The following is a 15197-nucleotide window of genomic DNA, read 5'->3' as shown; positions in this document are numbered from 1 at the left end:
TGTGGCAAAAAAATCATCATACTTTTTGTTTCAAAATATATTTTTAAAAAAATTTGAAACAACTTTTGTGATAAAAAAATAGTTGCGATAAAATTTATCACACTTTTGTGATAAAATATTTTTATGAAGAAAATTTATCACGCTTTTGTGGTAAAATGTTTCCATGAAGAAATTTTACCACAAACCACAAATCTTATCTTGTTTCTTTCTTCTTGCCTCTTTCTTCTATGTTCTATTTTCTATTTTCTATATTCCCCCTCCTCATTAAACCTTTCCCGATTTTAAAAGTCTTATCCTTAAATCAAGACACTATGAAAAAAATAACCTACACCCTAATGGTCGTTCTGGGAATGGCCTCGGGATACAGCCAGCAAAGCGAAAACCCTGAATATACGGGAGATGACTTTAGCCTGGAAGGCGCTTTGGCCGTTTTTAAGAATTCCAGCACATTGGAAGAATTTGAAAAGCGCCTCAATGAGGAAAACAGCAATGTAAACAACCTAGACCTTAACAAAGACGGGGAAACGGATTATATTGTCGTAGAAGACATTAAAGAAAACAACAACCATGTAATTGTATTGAGTACCTACCTCAATGCTAATGAGAAACAAGACATTGCCACTATTGGCATCGAAAAAACTGCAGCAGCGGAAGCCATCCTCGAAATTACCGGCAACGACGAACTATATGCCGACAATACTATTGTAGAACCGTTTGAAGCAGAACAAAGCATCGGCAATTCGAAACCGGGCCCGGCTGCCCCTGAAATAATCACGAACAGGATTGTAGTCAATGTATGGTTCTGGCCAAGTGTCCGTTTTTTGTATGCGCCGGGTTATGTCGTTTGGGTTTCTCCGCATCATTGGGGCTATTACCCGCATTGGTGGAAACCCTGGAAAGTATACCACCACCGGTTTTTCTATAAAAGATGCGCACCTCACAGGGTATATTTCCACAGGGCTCCGTCGCACCGCATTGTAATGACCGGGAAAATCTATGCGCCAAAAAGGCATTCTTCAACACTGGTGGTCAAAAACCGTAGGAGCACCACAGTAATGCATAAAAACAGGAAGGGCACTATAAAAACCGTCAAAAGCCCGAGAAGGGGAAGGCGATAATCCTCCTTTCGTTTTTTTGAATAAAAAAACCTACTGATAATTCATAACTCACAACTAAAGTCTATCTTTGTCGGCTTTTTAATTTTAGACGATAATGACAAACAATAGTGTATTTAAAGGAGTTTTATTAGTAGGGTTAGGTGCAACCAGTTATGGTATGTTAGCCACTTTTGTAAAACTTGCGTATGCCGACAAAGGCGTTACGGGCCTTCCTTTTACACCTGCAGAAGTAATTTCAGCCCAATTCATATTAGGCATTTTGATGGTATTGCTCATCAATGCCTTTCAAAAAGCAAAAAAAGGACAGGAAGTGGTCAAAGCTTCCAAAAAGAACATCACCCAGCTCATGATTGCCGGGACCTCCACAGGATTGACCAGTATTTTTTATTACCTGGCGGTACGGTACATCCCGGTTTCCATCGGGATCGTATTATTGATGCAAACCGTTTGGATGGGTGTCCTGCTGGAATTCCTTTTGGAGAAAAAGAAACCTTCTGCCATAAAGGTGGCCGCCGTTGGGATTGTCCTGGCTGGTACTGTCCTGGCTACGAACCTGCTTCACAACCAAGCCACATTAGACTGGCGCGGTATTGTTTTAGGGTTGTTGGCAGCAGCTTCGTTTACCACGACCATGTTTACGGCCAATAGCATTGCCGTTAGCGTTTCTTCGGCACAACGCAGTTTGTATATGTTATTGGGTGGAGCGGTAATTGTTTTCATTTTTGCGGTTTGTACCCAGGTAACGCCCTTTAATTACGATATTTTCTTCAAATGGGGTATTTTGCTGGCCTTGTTCGGCACGGTCATCCCTCCTATCCTGATGAATGCCGGATTTCCGTTTACGGGGATTGGTTTGGGAAGCATCGTGGCTTCCTTGGAATTGCCGGTTTCGGTAACCATGGCCTTTTTTATCCTAAAGGAAGAGGTGGTATTTTCGCAATGGCTTGGGATTGTCCTGATCCTTCTCGCAATTGCCATTATGAATATCCAGTTTCAAAAGAAATAAACCTTTTTTTATTTTTTACCTATTTTTTAAGTAAATTCGTATGAAATAATCATTTCATCATGACTTTACCCTGGCACCTGTATGTAATGGCTTTCCTGTATATTATGGCAGGAATCAATCATTTCAGGAAACCAAGGCTGTACCTGAAAATAATCCCTCCTTATTTTTCCAACCCGGAAATGCTCAACCGCATAAGTGGTTTTGCCGAAATAATCCTGGGCATTTGCCTTTGCATTCCCCTCCTTTCAGAATATGCCGCCTGGGGTATTATGGCTTTGCTGGTTTTTATTTTCCCGGCTAATTTGTACATGTACCAAAATGAAAATGCGGCCCTGGGCCTATCCAAATGGCTCCGCCTGGTACGATTGCCTTTACAGGCCGTATTGATCGTATGGGCTTATGTATATACGTAAACTATTTTTTAACCAACATCAAATTTTATTACTATGAAAAAGTTATTTGCAGAATTTTTCGGAACGTATTGGTTAGTTTTCGGAGGTTGCGGAAGTGCGTTGTTTGCTGCCGGATATCCGGATTTAGGAATTGGGTTTGCCGGTGTGGCACTGGCCTTCGGGTTAACCGTTTTGACGATGGCTTATGCGGTAGGACATATTTCGGGCGGGCATTTCAATCCGGCAGTATCCATAGGATTGTGGGCTGGCGGAAGGTTTTCAGCCAAAGAACTGGCCTCCTACATCCTGTCCCAATGTGCAGGCGCTATACTGGCAGCCGGGACTTTATTTTTAATCCTGAGCGGGAAACCGGGCTTTGCCATCGATAATACCAAGGCCGGTGCTTTTGCGAGCAATGGTTTCGGTGCCTTCTCACCGGACGGATACAGCATGGGAGCTGCTTTTTTAGCTGAATTTGTCCTGACAATGTTCTTTTTGCTTATCATTTTAGGTGCCACGGATAAATTTGCAAACGGGAAAGTAGCCGGAGTGGCTATTGGTTTGGCGCTAACACTGATCCACCTGGTGAGCATCCCTATTACCAACACTTCTGTAAATCCTGCACGCTCGTTGTCCCAGGCGGTTTTTGCCGGCGGTGAACCGTTGTCCCAGGTATGGCTTTTTTGGGTGGCCCCGATAGCTGGCGCGCTTTTGGGCGGATACCTGTACAAAACCCTATTACAGAAAAACGAAACAGAATGATTCCTTATACATAAGAAACTTTACAAGCGGTGATTTTTTTACCGCTTTTTTTATATTTTTGGAAGATGAACTCCTTATTTCCAGAAGAAAAAATCATCTTCGACCTCCCGGATGCCGCTATCGAATATTATCCGGATTTCTTTTTGCCGGCAAAAGCCAATGAACTGCTGGAAAAATTAAATACCGAAATCCCCTGGCAACAGGACACCATTACCGTTTTCGGGAAAACGCACCTGCAGCCTAGGCTAACGGCCCTTTATGGCAACGAAGGCAAACCCTATGGCTATTCCGGCATTATCATGCAGCCTCACACCTGGTCCCCTCTTATTATGCATATCAAGGAAGAAGTCGAAAAAATCTGCCAGGAAAACTTTACCACAGTACTACTCAACAAATACCGGGACGGGAGAGACAGCAACGGATGGCATGCAGACAACGAAAGGGAATTGGGCCGGGACCCTATTATCGCCTCAGTGAGTTTCGGTGCCGAAAGAATGTTCCAGCTCAAGCACAACACCCTTAAGGAAGCCCGGCAGAATATCCTGCTCCAACATGGGAGCCTGCTGGTCATGAAAGGTACTACACAGCACTTTTGGAAACACCAGGTACCCAAGATCACAAAACCTGTAGGGAGCAGAATTAATCTTACTTTTAGGATAATCAAATAATATTTTTTGCTAAATTTGATACAAACTAATCCCAAATGGACGAAATCATAGCTTATTTCCAAACCATTCCTTCCTCTCACAGGAGCTTGCTTTTAATAGGTGGGATTACTTTTTTCTGGCTTCTGGAAAACGGGTTTCCGCTTTTTAGGTTTTCCTACCGGAAATGGCACCATGCCGGGATTAATTTCTTTTTTACCGTAACAACCATCCTGATCAATTTTTCGCTGGCTTTTTTAGTGTACAGGGGTTCGGTGTGGGTTACGGAACACCATTTTGGATTGCTCTACTGGCTTTCGGTACGCCCGCTTTGGCTCCAGGCTGTTGCAGGCTTGCTTCTGATGGACCTGATCGGGGCTTACCTCGCTCATTATGTCCAGCATAAAACAAAGGCTTTGTGGCGTTTCCACTTAATTCATCATACGGATACCTGGATTGATACCACATCGGCCAACCGGCACCATCCGGGGGAAAGTGTTATCCGTTTTATTTTTACGCTTTTGGCCGTTATAATCGTTGGGGCACCTATGTGGCTGTTCTTCCTGTACCAATCGGTTTCGGTGTTTTTGTCTCAATTCAACCATGCGAACATCTCATTGCCCAAAAAATTAGATACCGCCATCAGTTACTTCATTGTTTCTCCCGATATGCACAAAGTACACCATCATTATGTTTTACCGTATACCGACAGTAATTATGGTAATATCTTTTCGATTTGGGACAGGCTGTTCGGGACTTTTTTGGTGTTGCCGGCACATCAGATCGTATATGGCGTGGATACGCACATGCGGCCCGAGGAACATAACAGGCTTTCGGAGTTATTGAAAATACCGCTTGAAGGATATCGGGCTTTGACAACAGAATCGAAAAATTGAAAAATATTTTTTTTTAATTTTAGCTTTTTTATTAATATTGGAATACAATTTGCGACTATTATTATTGAATTAATCGTTGAGGAATGAGAAAAAGTAAAATAGCTGAACTAGACAGAGAAAATTTAGAAAGACTAGTCAGTATGGCGCAAGAGGAACGGAAACCTTTTGAAGCAATTAAGGAAGAATTCGGTATTTCTGAAAATGAGGTGACCGAATTGATGCGAAAACGACTCCCGAAGGACAAATTTGAACTTTGGAAGAAAAAAGTAACGGCTGCTAAACCAAAACCGAAGCAAGTCAACATCGATGAATTCGATGAAGACCTTGATGGAAAATACTATTTGAAAAATAAATTTGATTAAATCCGAACTCCTGTCTTTCAGGAGTTTTTTTGATTTTCTATGTAACATAAATCCCAAAAACGATACAAATACAGAATCAATATCATTAAACTATGAAAAAATTAATCTGTTCGGTTGCCATTGCCAGCTTACTGTTAAGCTGTAAAACAGCGCAGACAAGCACGGCTGCCGGAAACCCGGAAGTACAAGTTACGATTGACTTAAACAATCCTAAAGACGACAAAGTAATGGTAACCCTGATGCCTTCACCAAGCAGCCAGGATGTGGTTACTTTCAGCATTCCTAAAACTGTTCCGGGGACCTATTCGACAGATAATTACGGAAAATACATTGAAAATGTAAAAGCATTCGACACCAAAGGCAATCCGCTTACCATCACCAATATTGACCAAAATTCCTGGAAAATAGAAGGCGCGAAGAAACTGGGCAAGGTTACCTACTGGGTAAATGATACGTATGATACTGAAAAAGGCGGTGGTTTCGGAAACGATTCGGATGTATTCTCACCGGCGGGAACCAATATTTCCCCTGAAAATTATATGTTGAACACACACGGGTTTGTCGGTTATTTTTCAGATAAACTGGCTACTCCGTACACTACTACGGTCTTGCACCCGGAAGGATTGTTCGGAGCCACATCAATGGATGATCTGGATGCCAGCGCGGGCAAGGATGTGTTCAAAACGGCACGTTATGCAGAACTGGTGGAACACCCGATCATGTATTCCAAACCGAATTACACAACCTTCAAGGTAGACAACATGGAAATCCTTATTAGCGTTTATTCGCCAAACGGGACTTACAAAGCAGCCGATATCACTCCTGCCATGGAAACGATGATGCGTGCCCAGAAGAAATTTCTAGGGCCTATCAACAATAATAAAAAATACGCTGTCTTATTGTACCTGTCCGATATGAAAAAACAGGATGCAAAAGGATTTGGCGCTTTGGAACACCCAACTTCCACAACAGTGGTGATGCCGGAAATGATGCCTACCGAGGAAATGGCCGAGCAATTGAAAGATGTGGTTTCGCATGAATTCTTCCACATTGTGACTCCACTGGGAGTACATTCGAATGAAATTCATTATTTTGATTTCAACAACCCTAAAATGTCCAAGCATTTATGGATGTATGAAGGAGTTACGGAATATTTCGCCAATTTGTTCCAGGTAAACCAGGGATTGATTTCCGAAGAGGATTTCTACAACCGTATGTCTGATAAAATCCGCCAGGCATCGGCCATGAACGACACTATGCCGTTTACTACTATGAGTGCCAATGTATTGACACAGCCTTATAAGGACCAATACCTGAATGTATACCAAAAAGGGGCATTGATCGGCATGTGCATCGATATTATCATCAGGGAAAACAGCCACGGACAGAGAGGCATCCTTGACTTAATGCAAAAACTGACCAATGAGTACGGCCCGAACAAACCTTTTAACGACAATGAATTATTCGATAAAATCGAAGCTTTCACCTATCCGGAAGTAAGGACTTTCCTGGATACGTACGTAAGTGGCCCAACACCTATCCCTTACGAGAAATACTTCGCAAAAGTGGGGATTACACAGGCTAAAACCAAAAAACCGGGCAATGTTTTCCTAAAAGGGCAGACACCTTATATTACCGTAAACCCGGATACCAAGGAAATCATGATGTTGCCGGGAATTGACCTTCCTGAGTTTTACAAAGCTTTGGGTATTAAAAACGGAGATGCTATTACGGCTATCAATGGTAAAAAATACAACCTTGACAATATCTACGATTTGATTATGGAAAGCCAGAACTGGAAAGAGAACGATCCTATCGCTGTTACCATCAAACGCGACGGCAAGGAATCGGAAGTAAAAGGAAAAGTCAAATTGCCATTTGAAGAAGTGGATGGCTACCAGGCCACCGATGCAAGCAAAAATGCTTTAAGAGAAGCTTGGCTAAAAGGATAAACCTAAAAAAACGATCTCATATTAAATCCTCATTTTGTAACTCAATTTGAGGATTTTTTTATTATTTTGCGGCAAATACTAAAATCATGCATAAATTTATAATCGCCTTCTGTTCGTTGGCTATTTTCGCTTCTTGCAGCGACACAAAAACGCAAGGCAACCTTGAGATATCCGGAAGCGTAAAAGGGCTTAAAAAAGGGAAATTATACATTCAGCGGGTTCAGGACACCACTTTGGTCGCCCTGGACACCATTATCCTTAACGGAAAATCAACTTTTGAAAGCACCATACAGCTGGATTCACCGGAAATGCTGTATTTATTTTTAGACCGTGGCGTTTCCAATTCTATTGACAACAACCTGCTTTTCTTTGCCGAACCGGGAAAAATGACCATTGATACCGATTTGGAATTCTTTTTAGGGAAAGCCAAGATAACCGGTTCCAAAAACCAGGAGCTGTACGAGCAATACAAAGCGATTATTTCCCAATTTAACGACCAGCAGCTGGAATTAATGAAAGATGAATTAATGGCCTTTAAAAACAAAACCAGCGTGTCTCCTGAAAACGAAAAGAAACAGGACGCCATTTTAAAAAGACGCTACCTGTATGCCGCTAATTTCGCACTGACCAATGCTGACCACGAAGTAGCACCTTATATTGCCCTGACCGATATTTATGACATGAATCTTAAATACCTTGACACCATCCAGAAAGCGATGAGCCCACAGGTATCAAAATCAAAATACGGGAAGAAACTAAACGAGTTCCTGGCAGAAAGAAAAAAGAAGGAACAGAAATAACAGAGCCTTCACCAATAAAAAAGCCATTCTAAATTAAATGGCTTTTTTATTGCGTACTATTTCCAAAATAAAAAAACCACCACATAAATGTGATGGTTTTACATTGAGCCGATAGAGGGACTCGAACCCACGACCTGCTGATTACAAATCAGCTGCTCTAGCCAGCTGAGCTACACCGGCGTCTCAATTCGAGTGCAAATATAATTTTGAATTTCTAATTTCCAAAATAAATTTGCACTTTTTTGCAATTATTTTTCACTACAAAGCGTTGATTTTTTCAACCAACTGATTAGCAGCTGCTTCCAAATCCTTGTTGATTTGTTTGAAATGCGCCTTTTTATTCTCAACGTTTTTAGCATTCACTTTAACGATCAAAGCATCAAAAGTTGCGATAGCTTCATCAATTAAATTGTTTGTCGCTTCTGTAGGTTTTCCAGTAGTAGTCATTTCATACAAATAAACTGCTTCGATGATATCCCCTAATACGTAGTTGATGTCTTTTTTTAAATTCTTAACGTTTGCCATTTTTTTTTCTTTTAAATGAATTTTTTGTAATTCGGGGCAAAAATACAAAATAATCTTTGCAAATAAGCCACTTATAGGTAAATTTCAAGCAATGTGGCTTTCCCTCTTAATTCGAAATCACTGATAATTGCCGGAATCAAAACGGTTTGCCCTTTTTTAAATACGATGGTTGCATCATGGCTGACCAGTTCAAACTCGCCCTCAGTACACATTAGGACCGTAAAGGATTCCTTGTTTTTCTTGAAAACGATATTCCCGTCCAGCGGAATAAAATTCGTTGTAAAATAAGAACATTGCACGGCCGGATTGCTCTTATTGGGTATTTTTTTGTAGTTCTTCTGTGCCTGGACAGTGTCATAATTGATGGCATCCAGCGCCAGATCGATATGCAGCTCGCGGGAATGGCCCGAGGCATCCACCCTATCCCAGTCGTAAACACGGTACGTAATGTCGGAAGTTTGCTGGATTTCGGCTATGACAATTCCGCTACCGATAGCATGGATGGTCCCGGTTTCCAGAAGGAACATGTCTCCTTGCTGTACCTGTATTTCTTTTAGGATAGTGGTCAACGTTTTATCTTTCAGGTGCCCCAGGTATTCTTCAGGTGAGGATTTTTCCTTGAACCCTACAATAATCCTGGCATTTTCATCGGCCTGGACCACATACCACATTTCGGTTTTACCAAAAGAATTGTGGCGTTTTTTAGCCAATTCGTCGTTAGGATGCACCTGGATGGACAAATCTTCTTTGGCGTCCAGGAATTTAAACAGCAATGGAAATACAATCCCGAATTGCTTTTCTACTTTGGTCCCTAAAATAGCCGTTGGGTATTTTGAAATCAGTTCGTTGATGGACAATCCGGAATACACGCCATTGGCAACAAGGCTCACATCGCCGGAAACGGTAGATATTTCCCAGCTTTCACCTGTTGTAGGTGTCGGGATTTCTTTATTCAAAAGGGATTGGAGTTTAATTCCGCCCCAAATCCGGTCTTTCAGTATTGGTTCAAAAACCAAAGGGTATAATTCAGTCTTCATCTACATCATTCTTTTTACGGCTTCAAGCACTTTTGGAAAATGGTTCCCAGCTTTCATACTATTAAAAACAAGCTGCACAATTCCTTTTTTATCAACAACATACGTAACTCTTCCGGGCCATAACCCTAACACGGCATTCGGCACTCCAAAAAGTTTCCGCAAGCTTTTATCCTGGTCCGAAAGCAATACGAAAGGCAATTTGTACGCCGTTTCGAATTTTTTATGCGATAACGTACTATCGCTGCTTATCCCGATAACTTCCGCACCCGATTCCTTGAAATCCTCAAACTGGTCCCGGAAAAAGCAAGCCTGCGTGGTACATCCCGGCGTATCGTCTTTTGGATAAAAATAAATAATCAAGATCTTTTCCCCCAAGACAGAAGCAATATCGAAATCCTTTCCATTTTGGTCTTTTGCGCCAAACAGCGGCAATGCATCGCCTACTTTAATTCCTGCCATCATTCGCCTTTATAGGTTACAAAATTACGGGGAGTTTCATATAATGTGATTTCCAGGTCGTGTTCCGGAACTATTCTTTTTCGGATTTTCTCCCAAATGACCACGACTATGTTTTCGGCTGTCGGATTCAGGTTTTCAAACTCCGGCACATCGAGGTTCAGGTTCTTATGGTCAAATTTGGATTCTACTTCTTCAAAGATAATGTCCGCCAGGTCTTTAATATCGATAACATAACCCGTTTCCGGATTTATAGGACCCGTTACACTTACGATCAGCTCATAATTGTGCCCATGGAAATTAGGGTTGTTGCACTTGCCAAACACCGCATCGTTTTGCTCTGCCGACCAGTCTTTACGGTACAACCGGTGCGCAGCATTAAAATGGGCCTTTCTGGAAACCGTTACTCTCATAGTTTGTTTTTTAATTGGGAATGTTACAATTTATGGTCTTCCAGGTAATGATAGAATTCATCGAAAATAATCTTAAACCAGACCGTATAAATGGCCGGATGCTGCTCCATATCGTTTTTTACGGCATCAATAGACATCCATTTCCAGCTTTCCACTTCTTCTTCATTGATTTTGGGCGCTTCATTATAATAGCCGATCATCACGTGGTCAAGTTCGTGTTCGGTCAATCCGTTATCAAAAGGAGCTTTATAGATAAAAGAGAAAAGTTCTTTCAGTTCGGTCGTAAAACCCATTTCCTCAAACAACCTCCTGGTCCCCGCCTGGATATTGGTTTCGCCTTCACGCTGGTGGCTGCAACAGGTATTGGTCCATAACAGGGGAGAATGGTATTTGTGGTGCGCCCGTTGCTGGAGCATGATTTCGTTCTTGCTGTTCAAAACAAAAACTGAAAAAGCACGGTGCAGCAACGCTTTTTCATGTGCTTCCAGTTTTGGCATTAAGCCGATTTGCTCGTCTTTTTGGTTAACTAAAATTACTTTTTCTTCTGCCATAGTATTAAATTGCTTTGTAAAAATACAAAAAAGAAATGGTTTCAATTGGAGAATGGCTGTATTTAGGCCCAATCGGCACACCAGAAAGTTTTAGGGCCAGGTTTTAGAATGATTCCGCGCACTTAAGGGCACATTTTTCACCATCAATGGCAGCCGAGATTATTCCTCCGGCAAACCCCGCTCCCTCGCCGCAAGGATACAGTCCTTTTATTTGCAGGTGCTGCAGTGTTTCATTGTCCCTAGGAATCCGCACAGGAGAAGAAGTCCTGCTTTCCGGGGCGTGCAGGATAGCATCATTGGTATAATAACCTTTCATTGATTTACCGAATTGCACAAATCCTTCCCGCATGATTTGGGTTAAAAACCCGGGAAATACCTCACCCAATTCCACAGAAGTGGTACCGGGCACGTATGATGTTTTGGGTATGGAAGACGATACTTTGTTCTGTGTAAAATCAACCAGGCGCTGCGCCGGCACTTTTTGGGTTTCTCCGGCCAGGTGCCACGCTTTTTGCTCAATGGCTTTTTGGAATTCCATCCCGGCAAGCGCCCCGAATTTAGCAAACGGTTTAAAATCTTCCAGCTTTAACTCGACAACAATTCCCGAATTGGCGGTAGCCTGATCCCTTTTTGAAGGCGACCAGCCGTTTGTAACCACTTCTCCCGGACTGGTGGCGCAAGGAGCAATGACTCCGCCGGGACACATACAAAACGAATACATACCACGCCCGTTTACCTGTTTCACAATAGAATAAGGAGCAGGAGGCAAAAATTCACCGCGGAAATCACAGGAATACTGGATACTGTCAATTAAACTTTGCGGATGCTCGGCACGGACTCCCAAGGCAAAAGGTTTGGCTTCGATAATAATCTTTTTCCTGTCCAGCAATTCAAAAATATCCCTGGCGGAATGTCCTGTAGCCAAAATAAGTTTTTTAGCTTCTATAATAGTACCGTTTTGAGTCACAACACCTTGGACTTCATTGTTTTTTACTATAATATCGACCACACGCGTTTCAAACAGCACCTGGCCTCCATATTCTATTATTTTGGTACGGATGTCCTGAATGATCTGAGGCAGTTTATTGGTACCGATATGAGGATGCGCATCCACTAAAATATCAGGAGTTGCCCCAAAAGCCACCAACAATTGCAGGATCCGGTCTACGTCTCCTCTTTTTTTAGAACGCGTGTAGAGTTTCCCATCGGAATAGGTACCGGCCCCGCCTTCCCCAAAACAATAATTAGAATCTTCATTGACAATATGGTCTACATTTATGGCCTTCAGGTCCCGGCGACGGCCCCGCACATCTTTGCCTCTTTCTATTACGATGGGTTTGAGGCCCAATTCGATCAGTTGAAGGGCGGCAAATAATCCGGCTGGCCCTGCTCCTACGACAATCACTTCGGGAGCGTTGGACACTTCTTTATAATCCGGCAGTTGGAAAAGAGATTCTGAAAAGGCATCTCCCTGGAAAAAAACCAATACTTTCAGGTTGATCTTAACGGCTTTCTGACGGGCGTCAATAGAGCGTTTCAGGATGGAAATATGCTGTATTTCATTGGAAGACACCTTGATTTGTTTGGACAGATAGCTTTTGAGCAAATTTTCATTTGCAGCAATTTCAGGGGTTACTTGTAACAGAAGTTCTTTTGGCATTATAAATGATTTGTGAATATGCGGTTTGGCCATTTGAAACCAAAACTATGGCAAAAATACTAATTACCTTCGTAACTTCGCAGCTTTGAACTTAAGACCGTTAAAAATGCAACGCAAAATAAAACTGATTTGGGATTTTCGCGGCCCCGCTGCTGCAAAAACCGCCGAACATCATGAAATCCACCTCAAAGAATTTATCGCAATAGAGAAATTCCCGATAAACATTACCGGATTCGAGGTTTTGAATGAAATGCATGCCATAGCGTATATGGTCGTAACCGATGACAAGATGGTTCAGGTAAGGGATGCCCTAAAGCCTCACCGGGGCGAAGTCTTTGAATAGGAAAACGGGTTTAAGATTAGTTTGCCACTTCGCTGATAAACTGGATACGCATGAGTCTTAATTCTTCGGTATCATAATCACCGTCGAATTCCTTGAGCGCATCTTTGATATTATCCGATTCGGAGTCCATATAATAATCATGGATTTCGTCCTGTTGGTCTTCGTCCAGGATTTCATCAATCCAGTATTTGATATTTAATTTAGTGCCGGAATATACGATCTGTTCCATTTCCTTGAGCAGCAAATCCATATCCAGGCCTTTGGATTTTGCAATATCGTCAAGAGGCAATTTGCGGTCCACATTTTGGATAATATACAGCTTTAAAGCGGAATTGGCCCCTGTTGATTTGACCACAAGGTCGTCAGGGCGGATAATGTCATTGTCTTCCACATACCTGGCAATAAGCTCGACAAAATCTTTTCCGTATTTTTTGGCTTTGCCTTCTCCTACCCCATGGACATTGCTCAATTCATCGAGTGATACCGGGTATTTCAATGCCATATCTTCCAGCGAAGGATCCTGAAAGACCACAAACGGCGGAACGCCAAGTTTTTTAGCTACCTTTTTACGCAAATCACGCAGCATGACCATTAAGGTTTCGTCTGCGGTACCGCTTCCTTTTGCAGCGGTTACAATGGCTTCGTCTTCTGTTTCGCTATATTCGTGATCTTCCGACATCATGAATGATTGCGGGTTTTTGATAAAATCCAGCCCTTTCGGGGTTACTTTGATAATGCCGTATGTTTCAATGTCTTTGGATAAAAGCCCGTCCACCAGTGCCAATCTTAACACCGCCATCCAATAGCGCTCGTCATGGTCTTTGCCACATCCGAAAAATTGCTGGGTATCGGTCTTATGCGCTTTGATCATGGCGTTTATTTTCCCCATGAGCGTATACACGATTTCTTTTGACTTGTAAATATATTTGGTCTCTTTTATGACCTGCAATAATTTAAGCACCTGGTCTTTGGCTTCCACCTGGGGTTTCGGGTTGCGTACGTTATCGTCCATATCTGCGCCTTCGCCTGTTTCGGTATCGAATTCCTCACCAAAATAATGCAACAGGAATTTTCTTCGGGACATAGAAGTTTCAGCATATGCCACCACTTCCTGCAGCAAGGCAAAACCGACTTCCTGTTCGGCAACCGGCTTCCCGGACATGAATTTCTCTAGTTTTTCGACATCTTTATAGGAGTAGTATGCCAGGCAATGCCCTTCTCCTCCGTCACGGCCCGCACGTCCGGTTTCCTGGTAATAGCTTTCCAGCGATTTCGGTATATCGTGATGGATCACAAAGCGCACATCGGGCTTATCAATCCCCATTCCAAAAGCAATCGTAGCCACTACCACATCAACATCTTCCATCAGGAACATATCCTGGTGCTTGGCACGGGTTTTGGCATCAAGCCCTGCATGATAGGGCACAGCCGAAATCCCGTTTACCTGCAGGACTTCGGTAATGGCCTCCACTTTTTTGCGGGAAAGGCAGTAAATAACTCCTGATTTTCCTTTATGCTGTTTGATGAAGCGGATAATATCGGCTTCGACATTTTTAGTTTTAGTCCGTACTTCGTAAAATAAATTGGGCCTGTTGAACGATGCCTTGAAAGTATTGGCATCGGGCATATCGAGATTTTTAAGGATGTCTTCCTGCACTTTTGGCGTAGCCGTAGCGGTCAGGCCGATAATCGGGACATCCCCTAATTGTTTTATAATATTCCTAAGATTCCTGTATTCCGGGCGGAAATCATGGCCCCATTCGGAAATGCAATGCGCTTCATCAATGGCAACAAAGGAAAGCTTTTCCTTTTGCAGGAAAGCAACATATTCCTCTTTGGTCAACGACTCGGGAGCTACATACAGCAACTTGGTCAAACCGGAAGAGATATCCTTTTTTACCTGGGCGATTTCTGTTTTTGTCAAGGAGGAATTCAACACGTGTGCAATACCGTGTTCCGAAGATAAGCTCCTGATGGCATCCACCTGGTTTTTCATCAGGGCGATAAGAGGCGAAACCACTATGGCTGTGCCTTCCTGGATTAATGCCGGTAACTGATAGCATAAAGATTTACCACCACCGGTAGGCATAATGACAAAAGTATTATGCCTTGTGATAATACTTTTTACGACCTGTTCCTGTAAACCTTTGAATTGGTTGAAACCAAAATATTTTTTTAATTCCTTATGAATATCAATTTCGTGTGAATTCATTCTTTAGTAATGGTATTTTATATAAATTTGCACAACATAAAGATACAAATTTCTTTTACATACACAAA

General features: G+C 42.3%; 17 protein-coding genes and 1 tRNA gene. 10 read left to right on the top strand and 8 right to left on the bottom strand.

The window, feature by feature from the left end; genetic code table 11:
• Positions 1 to 311 precede the first annotated feature (311 nt).
• The 9 genes from E4635_RS13620 to E4635_RS13580 all read left to right on the top strand — a co-directional run bounded on the left by E4635_RS13620 (position 312) and on the right by E4635_RS13580 (position 7932).
• Positions 312 to 1118, top strand: coding sequence for a hypothetical protein (locus E4635_RS13620; RefSeq protein ID WP_135527244.1), 807 nt, complete (start codon positions 312 to 314; stop codon positions 1116 to 1118).
• Between the two features lie 94 nt (positions 1119 to 1212).
• Positions 1213 to 2124 carry an EamA family transporter gene (locus tag E4635_RS13615; RefSeq protein WP_135527243.1) on the top strand — a complete coding sequence of 304 codons (912 nt, stop codon included), beginning with the start codon at positions 1213 to 1215 and terminating at the stop codon, positions 2122 to 2124.
• 59 nt (positions 2125 to 2183) lie between these two features.
• Complete coding sequence (locus tag E4635_RS13610; protein ID WP_135527242.1) at positions 2184 to 2537, top strand: DoxX family protein; 354 nt, start codon at positions 2184 to 2186, stop codon at positions 2535 to 2537.
• Positions 2538 to 2570: 33 nt separating this feature from the next.
• Entirely contained in the window at positions 2571 to 3278 is a 708-nt protein-coding gene (aqpZ, locus tag E4635_RS13605; protein WP_135527241.1) for an aquaporin Z, read from the top strand.
• A gap of 65 nt (positions 3279 to 3343) precedes the next feature.
• On the top strand, positions 3344 to 3946 hold the full coding sequence (locus E4635_RS13600; protein ID WP_135527240.1) for an alpha-ketoglutarate-dependent dioxygenase AlkB family protein: 603 nt from the start codon (positions 3344 to 3346) through the stop codon (positions 3944 to 3946).
• A 35-nt stretch (positions 3947 to 3981) separates the two neighbouring features.
• Positions 3982 to 4818, top strand: coding sequence for a sterol desaturase family protein (locus E4635_RS13595; RefSeq protein WP_135527239.1), 837 nt, complete (start codon positions 3982 to 3984; stop codon positions 4816 to 4818).
• An 83-nt stretch (positions 4819 to 4901) separates the two neighbouring features.
• Positions 4902 to 5180: a TIGR03643 family protein gene (locus tag E4635_RS13590; RefSeq protein ID WP_135527238.1), complete on the top strand. Its 279-nt coding sequence runs from the start codon at positions 4902 to 4904 to the stop codon at positions 5178 to 5180.
• A gap of 92 nt (positions 5181 to 5272) precedes the next feature.
• Positions 5273 to 7132, top strand: coding sequence for a M61 family metallopeptidase (locus E4635_RS13585; RefSeq protein WP_135527237.1), 1860 nt, complete (start codon positions 5273 to 5275; stop codon positions 7130 to 7132).
• Positions 7133 to 7218: 86 nt separating this feature from the next.
• Positions 7219 to 7932 carry a DUF4369 domain-containing protein gene (locus E4635_RS13580; protein ID WP_135527236.1) on the top strand — a complete coding sequence of 238 codons (714 nt, stop codon included), beginning with the start codon at positions 7219 to 7221 and terminating at the stop codon, positions 7930 to 7932.
• A 106-nt stretch (positions 7933 to 8038) separates the two neighbouring features.
• On the opposite strand, the gene E4635_RS13575 is transcribed toward E4635_RS13580, so the two are convergent.
• The 7 genes from E4635_RS13575 to E4635_RS13545 form a co-directional block, all read right to left on the bottom strand.
• Positions 8039 to 8112, bottom strand: a tRNA-Thr gene (locus tag E4635_RS13575).
• Between the two features lie 78 nt (positions 8113 to 8190).
• On the bottom strand, positions 8191 to 8457 hold the full coding sequence (locus tag E4635_RS13570) for a hypothetical protein (protein WP_135527235.1): 267 nt from the start codon (positions 8455 to 8457) through the stop codon (positions 8191 to 8193).
• A 71-nt stretch (positions 8458 to 8528) separates the two neighbouring features.
• Entirely contained in the window at positions 8529 to 9494 is a 966-nt protein-coding gene (locus tag E4635_RS13565) for a type I phosphomannose isomerase catalytic subunit (protein WP_135527234.1), read from the bottom strand.
• A complete protein-coding gene (locus E4635_RS13560) occupies positions 9495 to 9956 on the bottom strand; it encodes a peroxiredoxin (RefSeq protein WP_246020792.1) in 462 nt (153 codons plus the stop codon).
• Positions 9953 to 10363, bottom strand: coding sequence for a 6-pyruvoyl trahydropterin synthase family protein (locus E4635_RS13555; protein WP_135527233.1), 411 nt, complete (start codon positions 10361 to 10363; stop codon positions 9953 to 9955). Before E4635_RS13555 ends, E4635_RS13560 begins: the two co-directional genes overlap by 4 nt.
• Positions 10364 to 10386: 23 nt before the next feature.
• Positions 10387 to 10914 carry an isopentenyl-diphosphate Delta-isomerase gene (idi, locus tag E4635_RS13550; protein ID WP_135527232.1) on the bottom strand — a complete coding sequence of 176 codons (528 nt, stop codon included), beginning with the start codon at positions 10912 to 10914 and terminating at the stop codon, positions 10387 to 10389.
• A gap of 103 nt (positions 10915 to 11017) precedes the next feature.
• Positions 11018 to 12574, bottom strand: coding sequence for an NAD(P)/FAD-dependent oxidoreductase (locus E4635_RS13545; RefSeq protein WP_135527231.1), 1557 nt, complete (start codon positions 12572 to 12574; stop codon positions 11018 to 11020).
• Between the two features lie 106 nt (positions 12575 to 12680).
• Between E4635_RS13545 and E4635_RS13540 the strand changes: the two genes are divergently transcribed.
• Positions 12681 to 12917 (top strand): hypothetical protein, encoded by a 237-nt coding sequence (locus tag E4635_RS13540; protein ID WP_135527230.1) that lies wholly within the window; start codon positions 12681 to 12683, stop codon positions 12915 to 12917.
• 16 nt (positions 12918 to 12933) lie between these two features.
• Here E4635_RS13540 and E4635_RS13535 read toward each other — a convergent pair whose 3' ends face one another.
• The gene (locus tag E4635_RS13535) at positions 12934 to 15129 is read right to left on the bottom strand and encodes a RecQ family ATP-dependent DNA helicase (RefSeq protein WP_135527229.1); all 2196 of its coding nucleotides are present in this window, start codon (positions 15127 to 15129) and stop codon (positions 12934 to 12936) included.
• Positions 15130 to 15197 lie beyond the last annotated feature (68 nt).

The organism is Flavobacterium humi (assembly GCF_004745595.1).
GTDB classification, from domain to species: domain Bacteria; phylum Bacteroidota; class Bacteroidia; order Flavobacteriales; family Flavobacteriaceae; genus Flavobacterium; species Flavobacterium humi.
Note: the sequence above shows the minus strand (reverse complement) of the source record. Positions and strands in the feature narration are given on the sequence as shown.

What these genes read in the sequence shown, in the direction of transcription:
- E4635_RS13620 (WP_135527244.1), top strand. Translation starts at nt 312, where the DNA reads ATGAAAAAAATAACCTACACCCTAATGGTCGTTCTGGGAATGGCCTCG.
- E4635_RS13615 (WP_135527243.1), top strand. Translation starts at nt 1,213, where the DNA reads ATGACAAACAATAGTGTATTTAAAGGAGTTTTATTAGTAGGGTTAGGT.
- E4635_RS13610 (WP_135527242.1), top strand. Translation starts at nt 2,184, where the DNA reads ATGACTTTACCCTGGCACCTGTATGTAATGGCTTTCCTGTATATTATG.
- aqpZ (WP_135527241.1), top strand. Translation starts at nt 2,571, where the DNA reads ATGAAAAAGTTATTTGCAGAATTTTTCGGAACGTATTGGTTAGTTTTC.
- E4635_RS13600 (WP_135527240.1), top strand. Translation starts at nt 3,344, where the DNA reads ATGAACTCCTTATTTCCAGAAGAAAAAATCATCTTCGACCTCCCGGAT.
- E4635_RS13595 (WP_135527239.1), top strand. Translation starts at nt 3,982, where the DNA reads ATGGACGAAATCATAGCTTATTTCCAAACCATTCCTTCCTCTCACAGG.
- E4635_RS13590 (WP_135527238.1), top strand. Translation starts at nt 4,902, where the DNA reads ATGAGAAAAAGTAAAATAGCTGAACTAGACAGAGAAAATTTAGAAAGA.
- E4635_RS13585 (WP_135527237.1), top strand. Translation starts at nt 5,273, where the DNA reads ATGAAAAAATTAATCTGTTCGGTTGCCATTGCCAGCTTACTGTTAAGC.
- E4635_RS13580 (WP_135527236.1), top strand. Translation starts at nt 7,219, where the DNA reads ATGCATAAATTTATAATCGCCTTCTGTTCGTTGGCTATTTTCGCTTCT.
- E4635_RS13570 (WP_135527235.1), bottom strand. Translation starts at nt 8,457, where the DNA reads ATGGCAAACGTTAAGAATTTAAAAAAAGACATCAACTACGTATTAGGG.
- E4635_RS13565 (WP_135527234.1), bottom strand. Translation starts at nt 9,494, where the DNA reads ATGAAGACTGAATTATACCCTTTGGTTTTTGAACCAATACTGAAAGAC.
- E4635_RS13560 (WP_246020792.1), bottom strand. Translation starts at nt 9,956, where the DNA reads ATGATGGCAGGAATTAAAGTAGGCGATGCATTGCCGCTGTTTGGCGCA.
- E4635_RS13555 (WP_135527233.1), bottom strand. Translation starts at nt 10,363, where the DNA reads ATGAGAGTAACGGTTTCCAGAAAGGCCCATTTTAATGCTGCGCACCGG.
- idi (WP_135527232.1), bottom strand. Translation starts at nt 10,914, where the DNA reads ATGGCAGAAGAAAAAGTAATTTTAGTTAACCAAAAAGACGAGCAAATC.
- E4635_RS13545 (WP_135527231.1), bottom strand. Translation starts at nt 12,574, where the DNA reads ATGCCAAAAGAACTTCTGTTACAAGTAACCCCTGAAATTGCTGCAAAT.
- E4635_RS13540 (WP_135527230.1), top strand. Translation starts at nt 12,681, where the DNA reads ATGCAACGCAAAATAAAACTGATTTGGGATTTTCGCGGCCCCGCTGCT.
- E4635_RS13535 (WP_135527229.1), bottom strand. Translation starts at nt 15,129, where the DNA reads ATGAATTCACACGAAATTGATATTCATAAGGAATTAAAAAAATATTTT.